This window comes from Enterobacter sp. 50588862, from assembly GCF_001462935.1.
Taxonomy (GTDB): Bacteria; Pseudomonadota; Gammaproteobacteria; order Enterobacterales; family Enterobacteriaceae; genus Enterobacter; species Enterobacter bugandensis.
On sequence record NZ_LNHM01000049.1, the window covers coordinates 129999 to 147291 of the forward strand.

General features: G+C 53.9%; 16 protein-coding genes. 7 read left to right on the forward strand and 9 right to left on the reverse strand.

The annotated features are described in order from the left end of the window. Positions 1–319 precede the first annotated feature (319 nt). Positions 320–1687 (forward strand): anaerobic C4-dicarboxylate transporter DcuC, encoded by a 1368-nt coding sequence (gene dcuC, locus APT89_RS22430; RefSeq protein WP_028012328.1) that lies wholly within the window; start codon positions 320–322, stop codon positions 1685–1687. Positions 1688–1781: 94 nt separating this feature from the next. Beyond that, complete coding sequence (gene rna, locus APT89_RS22435) at positions 1782–2591, forward strand: ribonuclease I (protein WP_060573635.1); 810 nt, start codon at positions 1782–1784, stop codon at positions 2589–2591. Here the strand turns inward: rna and APT89_RS22440 are convergent. Further along, the gene (locus tag APT89_RS22440; protein ID WP_041910924.1) at positions 2585–3205 is read right to left on the reverse strand and encodes a flavin reductase family protein; all 621 of its coding nucleotides are present in this window, start codon (positions 3203–3205) and stop codon (positions 2585–2587) included. The two genes, rna and APT89_RS22440, sit on opposite strands and share 7 nt — an antisense overlap. Before the next feature lie 270 nt (positions 3206–3475). On the opposite strand from APT89_RS22440, the gene rnk reads away from it, so the two are divergent. Next, the gene (gene rnk, locus APT89_RS22445; RefSeq protein WP_028012325.1) at positions 3476–3886 is read left to right on the forward strand and encodes a nucleoside diphosphate kinase regulator; all 411 of its coding nucleotides are present in this window, start codon (positions 3476–3478) and stop codon (positions 3884–3886) included. Between the two features lie 123 nt (positions 3887–4009). On the opposite strand, the gene APT89_RS22450 is transcribed toward rnk, so the two are convergent. Beyond that, positions 4010–5248, reverse strand: coding sequence for a zinc-dependent alcohol dehydrogenase (locus APT89_RS22450; RefSeq protein WP_041910925.1), 1239 nt, complete (start codon positions 5246–5248; stop codon positions 4010–4012). A gap of 181 nt (positions 5249–5429) precedes the next feature. On the opposite strand from APT89_RS22450, the gene uspG reads away from it, so the two are divergent. Next, a complete protein-coding gene (gene uspG, locus APT89_RS22455; protein WP_048956867.1) occupies positions 5430–5858 on the forward strand; it encodes a universal stress protein UspG in 429 nt (142 codons plus the stop codon). A 39-nt stretch (positions 5859–5897) separates the two neighbouring features. Here uspG and APT89_RS22460 read toward each other — a convergent pair whose 3' ends face one another. From APT89_RS22460 to ahpC, 6 genes are all read right to left on the reverse strand, one after another. After that, on the reverse strand, positions 5898–6665 hold the full coding sequence (locus APT89_RS22460) for a dimethyl sulfoxide reductase anchor subunit family protein (RefSeq protein WP_041910926.1): 768 nt from the start codon (positions 6663–6665) through the stop codon (positions 5898–5900). Beyond that, positions 6665–7222: a 4Fe-4S dicluster domain-containing protein gene (locus APT89_RS22465; protein WP_060573637.1), complete on the reverse strand. Its 558-nt coding sequence runs from the start codon at positions 7220–7222 to the stop codon at positions 6665–6667. The genes APT89_RS22460 and APT89_RS22465 overlap by 1 nt, the downstream gene beginning before the upstream one ends. After that, positions 7219–9495 carry a molybdopterin-dependent oxidoreductase gene (locus APT89_RS22470; protein ID WP_047363737.1) on the reverse strand — a complete coding sequence of 759 codons (2277 nt, stop codon included), beginning with the start codon at positions 9493–9495 and terminating at the stop codon, positions 7219–7221. Before APT89_RS22470 ends, APT89_RS22465 begins: the two co-directional genes overlap by 4 nt. Then, positions 9492–9998, reverse strand: a complete 507-nt coding sequence (locus APT89_RS22475; protein ID WP_048956871.1) for a TorD/DmsD family molecular chaperone — start codon at positions 9996–9998, stop codon at positions 9492–9494. Before APT89_RS22475 ends, APT89_RS22470 begins: the two co-directional genes overlap by 4 nt. Before the next feature lie 258 nt (positions 9999–10256). Continuing rightward, positions 10257–11822, reverse strand: a complete 1566-nt coding sequence (gene ahpF, locus APT89_RS22480) for an alkyl hydroperoxide reductase subunit F (RefSeq protein ID WP_047363741.1) — start codon at positions 11820–11822, stop codon at positions 10257–10259. Positions 11823–11948: 126 nt separating this feature from the next. After that, positions 11949–12512 carry an alkyl hydroperoxide reductase subunit C gene (gene ahpC, locus APT89_RS22485; RefSeq protein WP_008501015.1) on the reverse strand — a complete coding sequence of 188 codons (564 nt, stop codon included), beginning with the start codon at positions 12510–12512 and terminating at the stop codon, positions 11949–11951. A 636-nt stretch (positions 12513–13148) separates the two neighbouring features. Between ahpC and citR the strand changes: the two genes are divergently transcribed. The 3 genes from citR to APT89_RS22500 all read left to right on the forward strand — a co-directional run bounded on the left by citR (position 13149) and on the right by APT89_RS22500 (position 16055). Further along, on the forward strand, positions 13149–14048 hold the full coding sequence (citR, locus tag APT89_RS22490) for a DNA-binding transcriptional repressor CitR (RefSeq protein WP_047363743.1): 900 nt from the start codon (positions 13149–13151) through the stop codon (positions 14046–14048). A gap of 172 nt (positions 14049–14220) precedes the next feature. Next, positions 14221–15444 (forward strand): phosphoadenosine phosphosulfate reductase, encoded by a 1224-nt coding sequence (locus APT89_RS22495; protein WP_060573641.1) that lies wholly within the window; start codon positions 14221–14223, stop codon positions 15442–15444. Continuing rightward, a complete protein-coding gene (locus tag APT89_RS22500) occupies positions 15429–16055 on the forward strand; it encodes an IbrB-like domain-containing protein (protein ID WP_060573643.1) in 627 nt (208 codons plus the stop codon). The genes APT89_RS22495 and APT89_RS22500 overlap by 16 nt, the downstream gene beginning before the upstream one ends. Here the strand turns inward: APT89_RS22500 and APT89_RS22505 are convergent, their stop codons facing one another. Beyond that, entirely contained in the window at positions 16056–17216 is a 1161-nt protein-coding gene (locus APT89_RS22505) for a pyridoxal phosphate-dependent aminotransferase (protein ID WP_060573645.1), read from the reverse strand. Positions 17217–17293 lie beyond the last annotated feature (77 nt).

The following is a 17293-nucleotide window of genomic DNA, read 5'->3' on the forward strand; positions in this document are numbered from 1 at the left end:
AAGCGGCGTTCTGCTTATCCCGAATAAACCCACATCATGTACGCCTAATGTCTGTTAACGGTCTCCAGTACTAACAGGCCAGACCACACAAAAGTTTAACATTTTGTTATCATTACATAGACATGTTACGCTGTCTTTGCCGGTCAAGATCCTTATGACATAAATGCCTTAGCCATGGCAAAAACGCTGTTATGCTGTTCGTTAGTCGTCTGTTTATTGATTTTAATCAGCAAGGGCGGGCCATTAATTCGGCACATTTTCATCCTTCTTTTTTTATATTAATTTTTATATCTCAGGGCAGAAAGACACAGGGGAAATCATGCTTACGTTTATCGAACTCCTAATTGGGGTCGTCGTCATTGTGGGTGTAGCTCGCTACATCATTAAAGGATACTCAGCCACGGGCGTTTTATTTGTCGGTGGTCTAACGCTGCTGATAATCAGTGCAGTAATGGGTCATCAGGTTTTACCTGCCAGCGCAGCCAGCACGGGCTACACCGCTACGGATATTGTTGAATATATTAAAATCCTGCTCATGAGCCGCGGTGGCGATCTGGGTATGATGATCATGATGCTGTGCGGTTTTGCAGCCTATATGACCCATATCGGCGCGAACGACATGGTTGTGAAGCTTGCCTCGAAACCCCTGCAGTACATTAACTCGCCGTATCTGTTGATGGTTGCCGCCTATTTCCTCGCCTGCCTGATGTCGCTGGCCGTTTCATCGGCAACCGGGCTTGGCGTACTGTTAATGGCCACGCTGTTCCCGGTGATGGTGAACGTGGGCATCAGCCGTGGGGCAGCGGCGGCAATTTGCGCCTCCCCGGCGGCCATTATTCTCTCCCCGACGTCAGGTGACGTTGTGCTGGCGGCGAAAGCAGCCGAAATGTCGCTTATCGACTTCGCCTTTAAAACCACGCTGCCGATCTCGATTGTCGCCATTGTGGGAATGGGTATCGCGCATTTCTTCTGGCAGCGCTATCTCGATAAGAAAGAGAACATCAGCCATGAAATGATGGATGTAAGCGAAATCACCACCACCGCGCCGGCGTTCTATGCCATTTTGCCGTTCACGCCGATTATCGGCGTGCTCATTTTTGACGGGAAATGGGGCCCGCAGCTGCACATTATTACTATTCTGGTTATCTGTATGCTGTTAGCCGCTGTGCTGGAGTTCGTGCGCGGTTTCAACACCCAAAAAGTCTTCTCCGGCCTTGAGGTCGCGTATCGCGGTATGGCAGATGCGTTTGCTGGCGTGGTGATGCTGTTGGTTGCAGCAGGTGTCTTTGCCCAGGGTCTGAGCACGATCGGCTTTATCCAGAGCCTGATCTCCATCGCCACCTCGTTTGGCTCGGCCAGTATTATCCTGATGCTGGTCCTGGTGGTACTGACCATGCTGGCGGCAATGACCACCGGTTCCGGGAATGCGCCATTTTACGCCTTCGTTGAGATGATCCCTAAGCTGGCTCACTCGTCCGGTATCAACCCGGCTTATCTTTCCATTCCCATGCTCCAGGCCTCAAACCTGGGTCGTACCATCTCGCCTGTCTCAGGTGTGGTGGTGGCGGTTGCAGGGATGGCCAAAATCTCGCCGTTTGAAGTGGTGAAACGCACGTCAGTGCCGGTGCTGGTTGGGCTGATCATCGTCATTATTGCTACCGAAGTGCTGGTTCCCGGCGCCGCCTAAGTGAAATTCCTGATTACCTAAAAGCGCCTGCGGGCGCTTTTTGTGCTTTAATAACCCACAAAAATGAATTGCGCACAACCAATCAGGAAATCACATGTTCAGGAAGGATATCGTTATCCCGTCTGGCGCAGTAGCGCTTGCACTCAGTCTCTTCTCAGCACAGGCCGAACCCCTCAAGGCCACGCAGTACGGCGATTTCGATCGCTATGTGCTGGCTTTATCCTGGCAAACGGGATTTTGTCAAAGCATGGTCGAGCGTAACCGCAATGAACCGGATGAATGTCGTCTGCAAAAAGAGCGCGACAATAAAACCGATTTTCTGACCGTTCACGGGCTATGGCCCGGCCTGCCGAAATCCATTGCCGCACGCGGCGTGGATGAACGTCGATGGATGCGGTTTGGCTGCGCCACGCGCCCTATCCCGAACATGCCGGAAGTGAAGGCCAGCCGCAAATGCGCAGCAGCCGAAACCGGGCTGTCGCTTTCCGGCGCGGCTAAGCTGAACGAGGTCATGCCGGGCGCGGGTGGAAACTCCTGTCTGGAACGTTACGAATATGCCAAACATGGCGTCTGCTTTGGTTTTGATCCCGATGCCTATTTCGGCACCATGGTGAGAATGAATCAGGAAATGAAAAACAGCGCCGTCGGTCATTTCCTTGCGGAAAATTACGGTAAAACCGTCAGCCGGAGTGATTTTGACAACGCCGTTGCCAAAAGCTGGGGCAAGGAAAATATCAAAGCCTTCAAGCTGACCTGCAACGGTAATCCGGCGTATCTGACCGAAATGCAAATTTCACTCAAAGCAGACACCATTAACGCCCCGCTTTCTGCGACATCCTTTGCTCCGCAGCCGCATCCAGGCAACTGCGGAAAACAATTTGTCATTGATAAGGCCGGTTACTGATCGCCCACCACCGGTCGCACCATGTCAAACCGGTGTTCGTCACTGATGCCATAGTAAGCCGTCGGCCCACCCGCACGCAGGATGGGCTGCGCTTTCGCCGTCTGGTATATCCCCTCTTCCAGCAGCGTTTCGGCAATATGGATCCCGACCACTTCTCCCAGCACCAGCCAGGTATCCACCGGCGTACCGTCGGCGCCGGTAAGCTGAATACACTGAGACAGGCGGCACTCAAAGTTGACCGGGCTTTCCGCCACGCGAGGGGCGCTCACCAGCTTGCTTGCCGCAGGCGTTAATCCGGAAAAGGTAAATTCGTCCTGGTCGTGAGGCAGCGTGGCAGAGGTCTGATTCATCGCTTCCGCAAGATCGCGCGTTGCCAGATTCCAGACAAACTCCTTTGTTTCAACAATATTACGCACGCTGTCCTTCCAGCCGTTGCTGGAAAAGCCAATGATCGGCGGGCGATAGTTAAAGCAGTTGAAGAAGCTATACGGCGCAAGGTTGAGCTGACCGGCCTGGTCGCAAGAGGAGATCCAGCCAATCGGACGGGGGCCGACAATGGCGTTCAGCGGGTCATGCGGCAGGCCATGCCCCTGAGACGGTTGGTAGAAGTACATAGCGCTCTCTCGTTGGTAAGGGCTGCTGCGAATGATGTTTCGCGCAACGCCCGGGTTCAGAACATACAGCGTAACGCAATCCGCCAGGAATGAAGATTGAATAAATTTCAGTGAAAATTCATATGGCACATGAATGTGACCTTCATCACTTCAAACTTGCGCGTTCAGCCAGTATCATCGGGAGAGTTAAACCCTCGCTGCCAGACGGCGAGGGTTTTCTTTTGGAATGGTTTCTGCGTTAGACGCAGCATTAACGACATGGAGTAAAAAATGTCCAGACCTACAATCATCATCAACGAGCTCGACGCAGAACGTATCGACAGGCTGCTGGAAAAAGCAGAATTCGCCTCACTTCCGGTGGCCGATGCCCTGAATGAGGAACTCGACCGGGCGCAGATGTGCACGCCTGAGACGATGCCGCATAACGTGGTCACCATGAACAGCCAGGTGAAATTCCGCAACCTGACCACCGGTGAAGAGCTGACACGCACGCTGGTTTACCCGGCTCAGATGACCGACAGCAGTGCGCAACTTTCGGTTCTTGCGCCGGTGGGGGCCGCACTGCTGGGGCTGCGCACGGGAGATACCATCCACTGGGACTTGCCGGGCGGTGCCTCCACCCATCTGGAAGTGCTGGAGCTGCTCTACCAGCCAGAAGCCGCGGGCGATTACCTGCGTTAATGTCATTCTGAACAAACGCGACCCGCGTTGCACAGAGGATGCGCCTGCATCCTCTTTCCGAACATCTTCACCCGATTGCGTTACATCGCAGGACAGTACCTTGAGCGCCACCGGCGAGTGATCTCACACCACGCCGCCCGGGAACGCATTTACCAGGCCCTTCACTTTTTGCTCAGCGGCCTCAGGCGTTTCCGCGCCGGGCACCAGAATCACCTTCCGGCACTCCTCCTCCCGTTTTTCGAAAATCTTATAGGCACGTTCCGCATCCGTCAGGGGGAGATAATGCGTCACAATCTCTTCCGGCGTCAGCAGCCCTTTTTCGATCAGCGGTAACAGTTCGCCCAGCCAGGCGTGGACGTGCGTCTGGCCCATCTTAAACGTCAGCCCTTTATCGAAGGCATCCCCAAACAGGAAGCCATGAATAAACCCGGCATACACACCGGGTACGCTGACCACCCCGCCGCGCCGGACGGCAGCGATACACTGACGCAGCGCTTTGCCGCTGCTGCCCTCAATTTTAAGGTTGCTGAGGATCGTCTCTGTGGTGCTGCCCTTGGCTTCGAACCCGACGGCATCAATGACGGCATCGACTCCCCGCTGCCCGGCGGTTTGCTCGATTATCTTTTCCGCCGCGTCGTTATCATCATCAAAATTGATGGGGATAGCACCGTAGCGCGCCTCGGCAAACCGCAGCCGATAGGGGTGATGGTCGATAACAAAAATCTGCTCAGCCCCTAACAGCCGTGCGCAGGCAATCGTCAACAACCCCACCGGACCGGCACCGAAAACGGCGACGCTGGAGCCTTTTTCAATCTGCGCATTTTTTGCCGCCTGCCAGGCGGTGGGTAAAATATCAGACAGAAACAGGGCCTTATCATCGGAGAGCATCTGCGGCACCTTAAACGGTCCGACGTTGCCTTTCGGCACGCGTACATATTCCGCCTGTCCTCCCGGCACGCCGCCGTAGAGATGGCTATAGCCAAACAGCGCTGCCGGCGCGGGAATTTGCTTTTTGTTCAACGCAGCGCCCTGCCCGGCATTGGACTTCTCACAGGCAGCGTACTGCTGCAGACGGCAAAAGAAGCAGTCACCGCAGGCGATGACAAAGGGGATCACCACGCGATCGCCTTTTTGCAGGTCCTTCACCTCTCGACCGCACTCGACGATCTCGCCCATAAATTCATGTCCAAAAATGTCGCCGTGCTGCACCTTTGGGATCTTTCCACGATAGAGATGCAGGTCGGAGCCGCAAATCGCCGTGGCCGTGACGCGCAGGATGATATCGTCGGGCTGTTCAATGATGGGATCGGGGACATTCTCAACGCGAACATGGTGCGGACCGTGGTACGTGAGTGCTTTCATGCGACCTCCGAAAGGTTTCAGGTAAGTTTATAAAGGGTAGCTACCCCTGAAAGTCTGCCGGGAAATACGCGCCTTTTGAGATTTATCCTGGCGAGAGAGGAAAAGTGCCGAAGCGCTTACAGAAACCATTCATGTTTTGTGGTTGAATGTATCTAGCGTTTATAAACAAGGAGAAACGGTTATGTATAAGACAATCATTATGCCGGTTGATGTTTTCGAAATGGAACTGAGCGACAAAGCTGTTCGCCACGCGGAATTCCTCGCGCAGCAGGACGGAATTATTCATCTTTTACACGTTTTACCGGGCTCTGCCAGCCTGAGCCTGCACCGCTTTGCCGCCGACGTGCGTCGCTTTGAGGAGCACTTACAGCACGAAGCCGAAACGCGGCTGCAGACCATGGTCGGGCATTTCAGCATCGCCCCTTCCCGCATCAAAACCCACGTCCGGTTCGGTAGCGTGCGCGATGCCGTCAATGAACTGGCCGCGGAGCTGAATGCTGACGTGGTGGTGATCGGTTCACGTAATCCTTCCATTACCACTCACCTGCTGGGGTCGAACGCCTCCAGCGTGATCCGCCACACCCATATTCCGGTGATGGTGGTCCGGTAAATACCAACAAAAAACCCCGCTTTCGCGGGGTTTTGTTTATCAGTACAGGTGACCAATATTGACGATGGTGCTGACGGTATCGCCGAAGAAGGTCAGGCGGCTGAGCACCACGCCCACCAGCAGGAGCGCAAACACCGCTTTCTGCATCGGCTGGCGCTTCAGCGATAACGCGCCACCCACAACGCAGCACAGCAGGCTGCCCAGATAGAGCGGCGAGCTTAACCAGGCGTGAGCGGTCATTTTCATGATGGTACCGCCGCTGAGCCACATCACCGGCGCGGCAATCAGCAGCGCCATCAGGGCGATAATCCCCTGGCGCAGCGCGGCGTTTGATCCTTTCAGCCCGAGCAGCGGCGTTGCGGCACAGCCCATCACCCAGACCGTCGCAAAGAACAGCATCATGGTGATGCCGTTGGCAATGGCCTGCATCGCCGGTGCCGCGTAGGTCATTCCCTGCACCACCACCAGCAGGATCCCGAACAGGGACGCCAGCAGCGCTGCGCCTTTGTTTCCCTTACTCAGGAAGGCCAGCCCAATCATGGCGCCGTACAGGGTCGCGCCCAGAATTTCGCGGCTCAGCCAGGCATGTTTCAGGTTAATCAACGCGTTGTATGCGTGTTCCGGGTGCGCCAGATGCAGCACCGCGGCAATGGAGGCTACGCCCAGAATCAGCCCGGTAATCAGCCAGTGAAGGCGGGTGCCATGCACTTCACCACGGAGCGTGCGCCAGGTCAGGAGCAGCGTCATCCCGACGGACATCTGGCTCAGCACGGTAAAAATCACCAACGGCAGTTCGTACTTTTCCATTATTTATCCCCCGGCTGTTTTGGCTGACGGGCCAGAATGAAGCGCGTACCCGGATTAAGCTGAGGCATCTTCGGGAAGCCCGGCGGATACTGCACGGCATTGTTCGGCAGCGGATCGGCATCCAGATCGATAATCGACAGGGCACCGACCGGACACGCGTTCACGCAGGCCGGGGCCATACCGATATCCAGACGTTCATAGCACATGCTGCACTTCTCCGCCTTTTGCGTCTCTTCATTGAAGCGCGGCGCGCCGTACGGGCAGTTACGGATGCAGTTTTTACAGCCGATACAGCGTTCAGGGTTATGGACCACCACGCCGTCATCACGTTTGGTGTAGGCTTCCACCGGGCACGCCGCCAGACAGGCCGGGTTTTCACAGTGGTTACAGGCCAGCGATAAAAACGCACGCTCCTCATGCGGATAAATTTCTTTATCCAGCGGATAGACATAGCGCCAGAAGCGATCCGGCTCAAGCTGGTTAAAGCTCTTGCAGGCCATGGCGCATCCGCGGCAGCCAATACATTTATCACTGTTCACTAAAAATGCGCGTCTCATGCGTCTGCTCCTTCATTCGCGATAAGGGCAATGTCGACAAACTGGCTGTGGATCGCCGCGCCAGGCGCGCCGGTTGCCATCTTGCCCATATCGGCTGGCGTATCTTTCACGACGTTCTGCACGTTGTACTTAAGCTTGTTAAACCAGGACTCATACATCACCAGGAAATCTTCCGGCACGTTGGTGGTGATCTTCGCCCGCAGCTCCACTTCGCCAACGTCGTTAAACACGCGGACTTTCGCCAGCTCGCGAATCCCCTTCTTGTGCGCGGCGGCTGGGTGGATATAGACAAACGGCTCCGGCCAGAAGACCTGCATCCAGTCGAGGTTGACGAACTGAGAGTGAAGGCCGTACTGCAAATGCGGAGTAAACAGATGGAACGGCAGCTTGCCCTCCGCGGCAGGCAGATACTCCGGCAGCGCTTTATGGCCGTTCTTTTCACACAGCTCGGAGAGGAACTCATACTTGCCCGATGGCGTTTTAAACTTGCGGTCGTGCCAGGCCGCCGAGCTGACCATTTTGGCTTTCACCGGCCCATCCAGCAGATCGTCCCAGGAGCGGATACCGAACTGCTTCGCCATGTCCTCATTGAACTCAAGGTCGAGCCATTTTTTCTGGTCAATGTCCTGCGGGAAGGTACAGGAGCCCGGCTCCATTTTGTTGATGGTACGCGAGAGCAGCACGGCAATATCCAAATCGCTCTTGCACTCGTACATCGGTTTAATGGCTGGTTCATTCACCGAAAGCCAGTAATGCCAGTAAGACGACGACAGGTTCCAGTGCTCAAAGGTGGTGGTCACCGGCAGCACAATATCGGCATGCTGCACCGTCTCGTTGAAGAACTGATCGACGCAGACCACCATCTCCAGCTTGCTGAAGGCTTTTTCCATTTTGTTGCGGTCAAAGTCCTGCGCGAACGGGTTCTTGCACGCCACCCACAGCATACGAATGGGCGGATCGTTGGCATCAAGAATGCTCTGCGCGGTCTGGTTCAGGTTCAGCGCGCGGTCGGAATAGTGGCTCTTTTCGCCGCTGTCGCTGACGAACTCCCCTACCGGGCCGCTTTTCCCCACCATGCCAACAGATCCGACCGGTGGCTTCTGCGTCATCGCATGATAGTTGTAGCCCCAGGTCTGCAGATGGCCGTAGCGGGCACCGCCGCCTTCCACACCGATGTTGCCTGTCATGGCAACAAAAGCGTCAATGGCGCGCACGTTCGCCCCACCGTTGACGTGGCGCTGCATCCCATAGCCGATCCAGACGGTGGCAGGTTTTACCGCGGTGAACTCTTCCGCCAGCTGGCGAATCACCTCTGCCGACAGGCCACAGATTTCAGATGCCCACTCCACGGTGATATTGCTGCGCAGATACTGTTCAAATTCCGGGAAGCCGTGCGCGAAGTTGTTCACAAACTCCTGGTCGACGCGGCCAGTATCCAGCAGGTGCCGCGCCATTCCCAGCGCCAATGCGCCGTCCGATCCCGGGCGCACGCGCAGATACAAATCGGCTTTCGCGGCGGTTTGCGAGAACAGCGGATCAATGACCACCACTTTCGCCCCTTTCTCACGCGCCTGATAGATGTACTTCATGGTATGCATGGAGCACCAGGCCGGGTTTGCGCCCCAGATAATGATGTATTTGGCTTTCACCAGATCTTCCGGGTCGTTACACCACATGTCGCCCATGTCATAGTGCTGGGCATCGATCCCTGCTGGCCAGCATGGCGTACCGGCGAACCGCGTGGTGTAACCGAGAGAAGACATCATCCCCTCCACGGCATAACTCATCACGCCCAGGTTGCCGGAGTATTTCGACAGCGCCAGGCCGAGCATAGACCCGTCTTTCTTTTTAATCTCCAGCATCTTGCTGGCAATGCGCTGCATGGCCTCATCCCAGGAGATGCGACGCCATTTACCGCTGCCGCGCCCATCCTGGATCATCGGGTATTTAATACGGTCCGGGGAGTAGACCCGGCGCGGGTAGGTCAGTCCTTTCACACACGGGGCACCGTGTGTAAACGTGGACTCGCTTGCCCCGTCAACGAAGGTGATGACGTCATCTTTGACCCAGGTTTTTAAGCTGCAGGTGTCGTAGCAGTTACGCGGGCAAGCGTTACGGAAAATTTTGTAGGTTTTTGGGTTAAACGGAATGGGGGGCTGTGCCATAGCACATCGGGATGATAATAGTCCGCCGGGTAATGCGGCAACGGTACCCAGCGCAATCAGTCCTTTTAAAAAGGAGCGCCGGTTTAGCTGCCCTTTATCAATACTCATAATATTACTCTCGTCTTTAATTCATCAAACCAATTAGTCATCTGCAACGCGAGACATTTAATTGCGGATGTTTTCGCGCAATCCTTTATTTTTGCGATAAATGCGGGGAGCCATAATTCAAGATGCCCCTGCACAAAGCGGGCGAGTGCGTCATGATATTGCGGCGAATGTCTGGCATGCGCGGAGAGCATCACCACCAGCTCCATTTCATAGCTGACGTGATCGTCGGGAACGCTATTTTCCCCGGTCACAAAAAGCCCGATGCTGCGCAGGAATTCGCGTACGCTCAGCGTTGTAGCGCCCATCAGCAGAGGCTCTTCGTCCAGATACACCGAGGCATAAGGCGGCGCCAATAGCGTTGCAGGGCCGACAAACAGGGCGTTGAAATCATACTCAACCTCTAACGCCTCATCCTGCTGCCAGGTTTCACTTTCCGGGAATAAAGGATGTAACGAAGCGCATCGCGATGTCATGTCCGCCGCGTTAAAGAAATCACGAAACATCAATCCCTTTATTTCAAAGGGGGTTAACGTCTCATATATTGAAGAAGTGGATGTATCTTTGTCATTCATATTAAATATAAATATTTACCGCTATAAAAAACGACAAGATATTATCAGCAGGCTTATTATTTTCTTTGATCGAAGCAGGTAATTAACGCATGAAGGGGTTAATAACGAGGATAATTGAGGGTAAAAAAATCTAAAAAAAAGCCACCTCATAAAGAGGTGGCTACTGCAGGTATGTCTTACTTTCTTTTATTATGCGGTTTTGGTGCGGATCAGGTAGTCAAACGCGCTCAGGGACGCTTTTGCACCTTCGCCAGTCGCGATGATGATCTGCTTGTACGGCACGGTGGTGCAGTCGCCCGCGGCAAACACGCCCTTCACGCTGGTTTCACATTTCGCATCGATGATAATCTCGCCCATGCGGTTGCGCTCAATCGCGCCTTCCAGCCAGGTGGTGTTCGGCAGCAGGCCAATTTGTACGAAGATCCCCGAAAGCTGAACGCTATGAACGTCGCCGCTTACGCGGTCACGGTACTCCAGACCGGTCACTTTGCTGCCGTCGCCCTTCACTTCCGTGGTCTGCGCGTTCAGCACGATGTCGACGTTTTTCAGGCTGCGAACTTTATCCTGCAGCACCTGGTCGGCCTTCATTTCTGGCGCGAACTCCAGCAGCGTCACGTGTTCAACAATCCCCGCCAGGTCGATAGCCGCTTCCACGCCGGAGTTACCGCCGCCGATCACCGCCACCCGTTTGCCTTTAAACAGCGGGCCGTCACAGTGCGGGCAATAGGTCACGCCTTTGGTACGGTATTGATCTTCGCCCGGCACATTCATGTTGCGCCATTTTGCCCCGGTGGCAAGGATCACGCTGCGAGCTTTCAGCACCGCGCCAGAGGCGGTTTCAATCTGGTGTAAGCCCCCTTCCACCGCCGCCGGAATCAGCTTGCTGGCGCTCTGGCTGTCGATTACATCTACCTCGTAATCGCTGACATGAGCCTTCAGCGCACCGGCCAGCTTCTGACCTTCGGTTTTTGGTACGGAAATGTAGTTTTCAATGTCCACGGTATCCAGCACCTGTCCGCCAAAGCGTTCGCCCATAAGACCGGTACGAATACCTTTACGTGCAGAGTAAACCGCTGCCGCCGCGCCCGCAGGGCCGGAACCGACAATCAGCACATCGTACGCATCGCGTTTGTTCAGTTCTTCCGCCGCGCGTTTTTCCGCGCCGGTATCCACTTTGGCAACGATTTCCGTCAGCGTCATGCGGCCCTGGCCGAACTCCTGACCGTTCAGATACACCGCCGGAACACCCATCACGTTGCGATCGGTGATCTCATTCTGGAACGTACCGCCGTCAATCGCCGTATGCTTGATGCGCGGGTTCAGAACCGACATCAGGTTCAGCGCCTGCACCACGTCCGGGCAGTTGTGGCAGGAGAGCGAATAATAGGTTTCAAACTCAAAATCACCGTCGATATCGCGGATCTGCTCCAGCAGCGCCTGCGCTTCTTTTGACGGATGACCGCCGGTCCACAGAAGCGCCAGCACCAGTGAGGTAAATTCATGCCCCAGCGGAGAGCCAGCAAAACGCGGTCCCTTGTCCGAGCCCGGGTTAGTAATCAGGAAAGAGGGTTTACGAACCGCAAGCGAATTGTCTTCTTTGAAGGTCACTTTCGGCGACAGTTCAGCGATCTCTGCCAGCAGCTCTTTGATTTCTGCCGATTTCGCGCTGTCGTCCAGCGTGGCAATCAGCTCAACGGGTTTAGTCAGTTTCTCAAGGTAGGCCTTGAGCTGGGTTTTCATATTGGTGTCGAGCATAGTTCTTCCCTCTCTTAAGACGTCATCATGCAAGCTGCCTTTGCGGGCGGCCTGAATGCAACTTGCATCATGGTGCTGGAATGAAATGGGCGCGGGGGCGCCCATTGATTGCCGGATGGTGAAAACTTAGATTTTACCGACCAGGTCCAGGGATGGAGCCAGGGTCGCTTCGCCTTCTTTCCATTTAGCCGGGCACACTTCACCTGGGTGAGAAGCCACGTACTGAGCCGCTTTCACTTTACGCAGCAGGTCAGAAGCATCACGGCCGATACCTTCAGCGGTAACTTCGATAGCCTGGATAATGCCCTGCGGGTCAACCACAAAGGTTGCACGGTCGGCCAGGCCTTCATCTTCACGCATGTTGTCGAAGTTACGGGTCAGGGCGCCAGTCGGGTCGCCGATCATCGCATATTTGATTTTCGCGATGGTTTCAGAGCTGCTGTGCCACGCTTTGTGGGTGAAGTGGGTATCGGTAGACACAGAGTAAACGTCTACGCCCAGCTTCTGCAGTTCGTCGTAATGGTCAGCCACGTCGCCCAGTTCGGTCGGGCAAACGAAGGTGAAGTCAGCCGGATAGAAGAAGAAGACGCTCCAGCGACCTTCGGTATCTTTCTCGGTTACTTCAATGAACTCACCGTTTTTGAACGCCTGGTTTTTGAAAGGTTTAATTTTAGTGTTAATCAAAGACATCTGTACTTCCTCCGTGTTTTCGTTGAGATGTAAAGTAACCAACTTTGCTCATCGGGGCTAATGCGTATGCTTTATCAAATCAATCAGCCAAACCTTACAACGTCAACAAGACAGCAAGGTGAACCTGCTGCGGTACCCCAGAAAGTATAAAGGCCGCCTCAACGGGCGGCCCTGATACCTGAACTCCCCGCAGGTACATTCAGTGCCAGCCGAAGCTGGCGTTGCGTTGCGCTCTACAACCTTATATCAAGGCAATAACAGCCGAATGATTACAACACCCGTCCAGCGTAAGAGCAATGCACCTGAGCGGCAATCCTATCTATGGCTGTGATAGGTTTTAACGAATAAATGCTGTCGTTTATTTCCTTTGGTACCCAAGCAGGGAGAAATAGATAAGAATGATGATTGTTTTCTATATATAAATGAAAACTATTTCAACGAAAGGAATCGCACTTTTAAAGATAAAAGTATCTTAATACTCATTGAAGATCTATTTCATTAATCTACCTTCGTGATATATTAAGCGAAAATAAATCGTTAATTAAGTAAGTTATTCTCATGGATGATAAATGGTTAACTTACTCCTATAGTTATCAGTTATGTGATAACGCAAACACAACGTAATCAGGATGAAACATGGCAAACCTCTACGATCTAAAAAAATTCGACCTTAACCTGCTGGTCATTTTTGAATGTATCTTTCAACACTTGAGCATCAGCAAGGCAGCAGAAACACTCTACATTACCCCCTCGGCGGTCAGTCAGTCACTCCAGCGCCTGCGTAACCAACTCAACGACCCGCTGTTCATTCGTTCCGGTAAGGGGATCACGCCAACCACGGTGGGCATCAATCTCCACCATCATCTTGAGCAAAATCTTAATCAGCTTGAGCAGACGATAAACATCATGCATGGCTCCGTGCTGAAAAAGAATTTTATTGTTTACTGCCCCCAGATCCTGACGACTGAAAATTTGCTCAACCCGCTTAAGTTCTTGATGAGAAATCACAATTATGAAATAGAGCTTCACGATATGCTGCTGGCAGCTGATTCCGCAGAAGACCTGTTGGCGTACCGTAAAGCGGACCTCATTTTTTCCATGGCGCCCGTCAATAACCGCTCAATCGTCTGCGTATCCTACGCAAGTTACCCCATGATACTGGTGTGCAGCCAGGACCATCCGCGAATGAAAGAGGCCGTCACCCTGGAGGCGCTTCAGGAAGAGAAATTCACCTTCTTTCTCAGCGATGATATAGGCGTCAAAAACTATCAATCCCTGGTGCAGAAAGTTCATGCGGATAAAACCATCGCGTTTCGCTGTGACTCCGTGTTCACCATCATTACTATGATCAGCGCATCCCATCTCCTGGGATATGTACCAGAACCTTTATTTGATAAATATAAAGATGTGCTACGGCTCAAAAAATTAGATGCGCCGTTCACGCTTCCCCCTCTCGATATTTTCATGCTTTATAACCGCTCGGCGTTGAACAGCGCGGTGTTCTCAACGTTTGTTGAACAAATCATCGAGAATTAACGGTAAAGGGCTGCGCTTATCACAGCCCTTTACACCTTGTAATACATAAACCTCATTTATAATTTAGAAAAACATTTTTCTTTTTCATTTACCTGCCACTCTTTTTACCTAATATTACTCTCTCTTGATTATTGACACCCATCCGGTATTTATTTGCAGGGAGGCATTTACCTTGACAATGTATAAGTATCCACTAGACCAAAATGTCCTTGAGGCCGCGGTAGACCGCATCGCATGGACGCTTGAGAATCTCCCGATGGTTTGTGTTTCATTTTCAGGCGGGAAAGATTCGACCATCATGCTGCATTTGACGGCTCAACAAGCCCGAAAAATGGGCAAAAAAATTCATCTGCTCTTTATCGACTGGGAAGCGCAGTTCACTTACACCATTGAGCATGTAAATAGAATGCTCCAGCAGTATGGCGATGTGATTGCAAAATACTGGTGGGTCGCTCTGCCACTCACGACGCAAAATGCCCTGTCGCAATACCAGCCCGAATGGCAATGCTGGGAGCCGGGCAAACCGTGGGTTCGCCAGCCGCCCGAAGAGGCGATAACCGCCCCTGATTACTTCGATTTCTACCAGCCGGGCATGACGTTTGAAGCCTTTGTCCGTGCGTTTTCTGACTGGTTTGCACAGCATCGCCCTGCCGCAATGCTGGTGGGCATACGCGCCGATGAATCCTACAACCGCTTTTTAACCATCGCCAACGCCCGCAAGCAGCGTTTCGCCGATGATAAACCCTGGACAACCATCGCCCCGGGCGGGCACGCTTGGTACATCTACCCGCTTTACGACTGGAAAACCGCGGATATCTGGACGTGGTTCGCCAAAACGGGAGAATGCTATAACCCGCTGTACAATCTCATGTTTCAGGCTGGGGTCCCGCCACGCTATATGCGCATCTGCGAGCCCTTTGGCCCAGAACAACGCCAGGGTTTGTGGTTGTATCACGTTGTCGAGCCTGAACGCTGGGCCGTTATGTGTGAACGCGTCAGCGGTGCGAGCAGCGGCGGAATTTACGCCGGGCACGATAACCATTTCTACGGCCACAGGAAGATCCTGAAACCCGACCACCTGAGCTGGTACGCGTATGCCATGCTGCTGCTCGACAGCATGCCGCAAACGACGGCAGAGCATTACCGCAACAAAATCGCGGTGTATTTGCACTGGTATCAAAAGCGGGGCATGGACGATATTCCCGATACGCAGGAAGGGGACATTGGCTCAAAAGATATCCCCTCCTGGCGCCGAATTTGTAAGGTTTTACTCAATAACGATTACTGGTGCCGGGCGCTCTCTTTCAGCCCTAACAAACCCAAACACTATCAACGCTACAGTGAAAGAGTGAAGGCAAAACGCAAGGAGTGGGGAATTTTATGCGACAAAGAATAATCTCAGAGATCGAAACGTACCTTCAGTCCCTTCCTGAAGAGGATCGCATTAACGCCATCAATGCGTTTCGCCAGGTCATACATCAGCACAGCCCTTTTCGAGAGCAGCCTGTCGACTGCGTGCTCTGGGTTAAACAGGATCGTCTTACGGCCAATGATTACAATCCCAATAACGTTGCCCCACCGGAAAAGCGGCTACTCACGAAGTCGCTGGAACTGGATGGATTCACTCAACCTATCGTTGTGACTGAAAATACCCCTCAGCACTACGAAATCGTGGACGGCTTTCATCGTCATAAAATCGGCAGCACGCGGGCAGCGCTAAAGCGACAGCTGAAAGGGTATCTCCCCGTCACCTGCCTGCGCCGCGAGCGCCAGGATAAACACGATCGAATGGCCGCAACCATTCGCCACAACCGGGCGCGTGGACGACACCAGATCAACGCGATGGCAGAAATCGTCCGTGAACTGGCGCAGCTTGGCTGGAACGAGCAAAAAATTGGCAAAGAGCTCGGTATGGACAGCGATGAGGTGTTGCGCCTCAAGCAAATCAACGGCCTGCTGGAACTGTTCGCAGACCGTCGTTATTCAGAAGCCTGGACGGTGAAATAATCAGAGCGCATTCAGGCGTTCGGCCGCCAACAGCAGTGTCGATTCTTGCTTCGCAAAACAGAGACGGATCAGTTTATGCGGGAAGGGATCGGCACAGAAGACCGACAGCGGTATGGCGGCCACGCCTGCCTCTTTGGTTAGCCACTGGCAGAAATTGACGTCATCCAGATCGGAGATTGCGCTGTAGTCGGCCAGCAGAAAATACGTTCCTTCGCACGGTAAAATCTCCAGACGGCTTTCGCTGAGCGCATTCACAAACAGATCCCGGCGCGCGCGGTAAAAGTCCGGCAGCTCGCGGTAGTGCTCCGGCTCGGCGCGCAGCATATCCGCCAGCGCCAGCTGGGCGGGCGTGTTCACCGCAAAGGTCAGATACTGGTGCACTTTACGCAGCTCGGCGCTGATGGCGGCCGGTGCCACGCAGTAGCCCACTTTCCAGCCGGTCATATGATAGGTTTTGCCGAACGACGAGACGGCGACGGCGCGCTCGCGCAGCTGTGGATGGGCCAGCACGCTGGCGTGTCCTTCTTCTGCAAAACAGATATGCTCGTACACTTCATCGCTCAGCACGTAGATCTCACGTTCCGCAATCGCCTGCCACAGCGCCGCGAAATCGGCTTTCTGCCACACCGTTGCGGATGGATTGTGCGGCGTATTCAGGATCACCAGGCGGGTTTTATCACTCAACAGTGCCGCGAATGCCTGCCAGTCAGGACGGAAATGCGGCGGCTGCAGCGCCACGCGTTTAACCACGCCGCCGGAAAGTTCAACCGCAGGCGCATAGCTGTCGTAGCTCGGGTCAAAGCAGATCACCTCATCACCGGTGCGCACCAGCGCGGTAATGGCCGCATACAGCGCTTCGGTCGCTCCCGCCGTCACCGTAATGTCGCTGTTCGCATCGGGCCTGTGTCCGTACAACTCCGCCGTTTTGTCGGCAATGGCTTCCCGCAGCGCCTGCACGCCCGTCATCGGCGCATACTGGTTCGCCCCCTGCGCCACGTGGTAAGCCAGACGTTCCTGCAAATATTTCGGACCATCGAAATCGGGGAACCCCTGCGAGAGGTTAATGGCATTGTGCTGCTGCGCCAGGGCGCTCATCTGCGTAAAGATGGTGGTACCGAGATCAGGAAGTTTACTCTGCGGGATCAATACGTTATTGCTCATGTTGTCGTGCCTGCTTGTAATACTTATGTTGCTGCCACTATAACACGATGTTAGTCTTTGGCAATCAAGACGCTTAG

Excerpts from the sequence above, each read along its gene's own strand:
- dcuC (WP_028012328.1), top strand. The coding sequence starts at position 320 with ATGCTTACGTTTATCGAACTCCTAATTGGGGTCGTCGTCATTGTGGGT.
- rna (WP_060573635.1), top strand. The coding sequence starts at position 1,782 with ATGTTCAGGAAGGATATCGTTATCCCGTCTGGCGCAGTAGCGCTTGCA.
- APT89_RS22440 (WP_041910924.1), bottom strand. The coding sequence starts at position 3,205 with ATGTACTTCTACCAACCGTCTCAGGGGCATGGCCTGCCGCATGACCCG.
- rnk (WP_028012325.1), top strand. The coding sequence starts at position 3,476 with ATGTCCAGACCTACAATCATCATCAACGAGCTCGACGCAGAACGTATC.
- APT89_RS22450 (WP_041910925.1), bottom strand. The coding sequence starts at position 5,248 with ATGAAAGCACTCACGTACCACGGTCCGCACCATGTTCGCGTTGAGAAT.
- uspG (WP_048956867.1), top strand. The coding sequence starts at position 5,430 with ATGTATAAGACAATCATTATGCCGGTTGATGTTTTCGAAATGGAACTG.
- APT89_RS22460 (WP_041910926.1), bottom strand. The coding sequence starts at position 6,665 with ATGGAAAAGTACGAACTGCCGTTGGTGATTTTTACCGTGCTGAGCCAG.
- APT89_RS22465 (WP_060573637.1), bottom strand. The coding sequence starts at position 7,222 with ATGAGACGCGCATTTTTAGTGAACAGTGATAAATGTATTGGCTGCCGC.
- APT89_RS22470 (WP_047363737.1), bottom strand. The coding sequence starts at position 9,495 with ATGAGTATTGATAAAGGGCAGCTAAACCGGCGCTCCTTTTTAAAAGGA.
- APT89_RS22475 (WP_048956871.1), bottom strand. The coding sequence starts at position 9,998 with ATGTTTCGTGATTTCTTTAACGCGGCGGACATGACATCGCGATGCGCT.
- ahpF (WP_047363741.1), bottom strand. The coding sequence starts at position 11,822 with ATGCTCGACACCAATATGAAAACCCAGCTCAAGGCCTACCTTGAGAAA.
- ahpC (WP_008501015.1), bottom strand. The coding sequence starts at position 12,512 with ATGTCTTTGATTAACACTAAAATTAAACCTTTCAAAAACCAGGCGTTC.
- citR (WP_047363743.1), top strand. The coding sequence starts at position 13,149 with ATGGCAAACCTCTACGATCTAAAAAAATTCGACCTTAACCTGCTGGTC.
- APT89_RS22500 (WP_060573643.1), top strand. The coding sequence starts at position 15,429 with ATGCGACAAAGAATAATCTCAGAGATCGAAACGTACCTTCAGTCCCTT.
- APT89_RS22505 (WP_060573645.1), bottom strand. The coding sequence starts at position 17,216 with ATGAGCAATAACGTATTGATCCCGCAGAGTAAACTTCCTGATCTCGGT.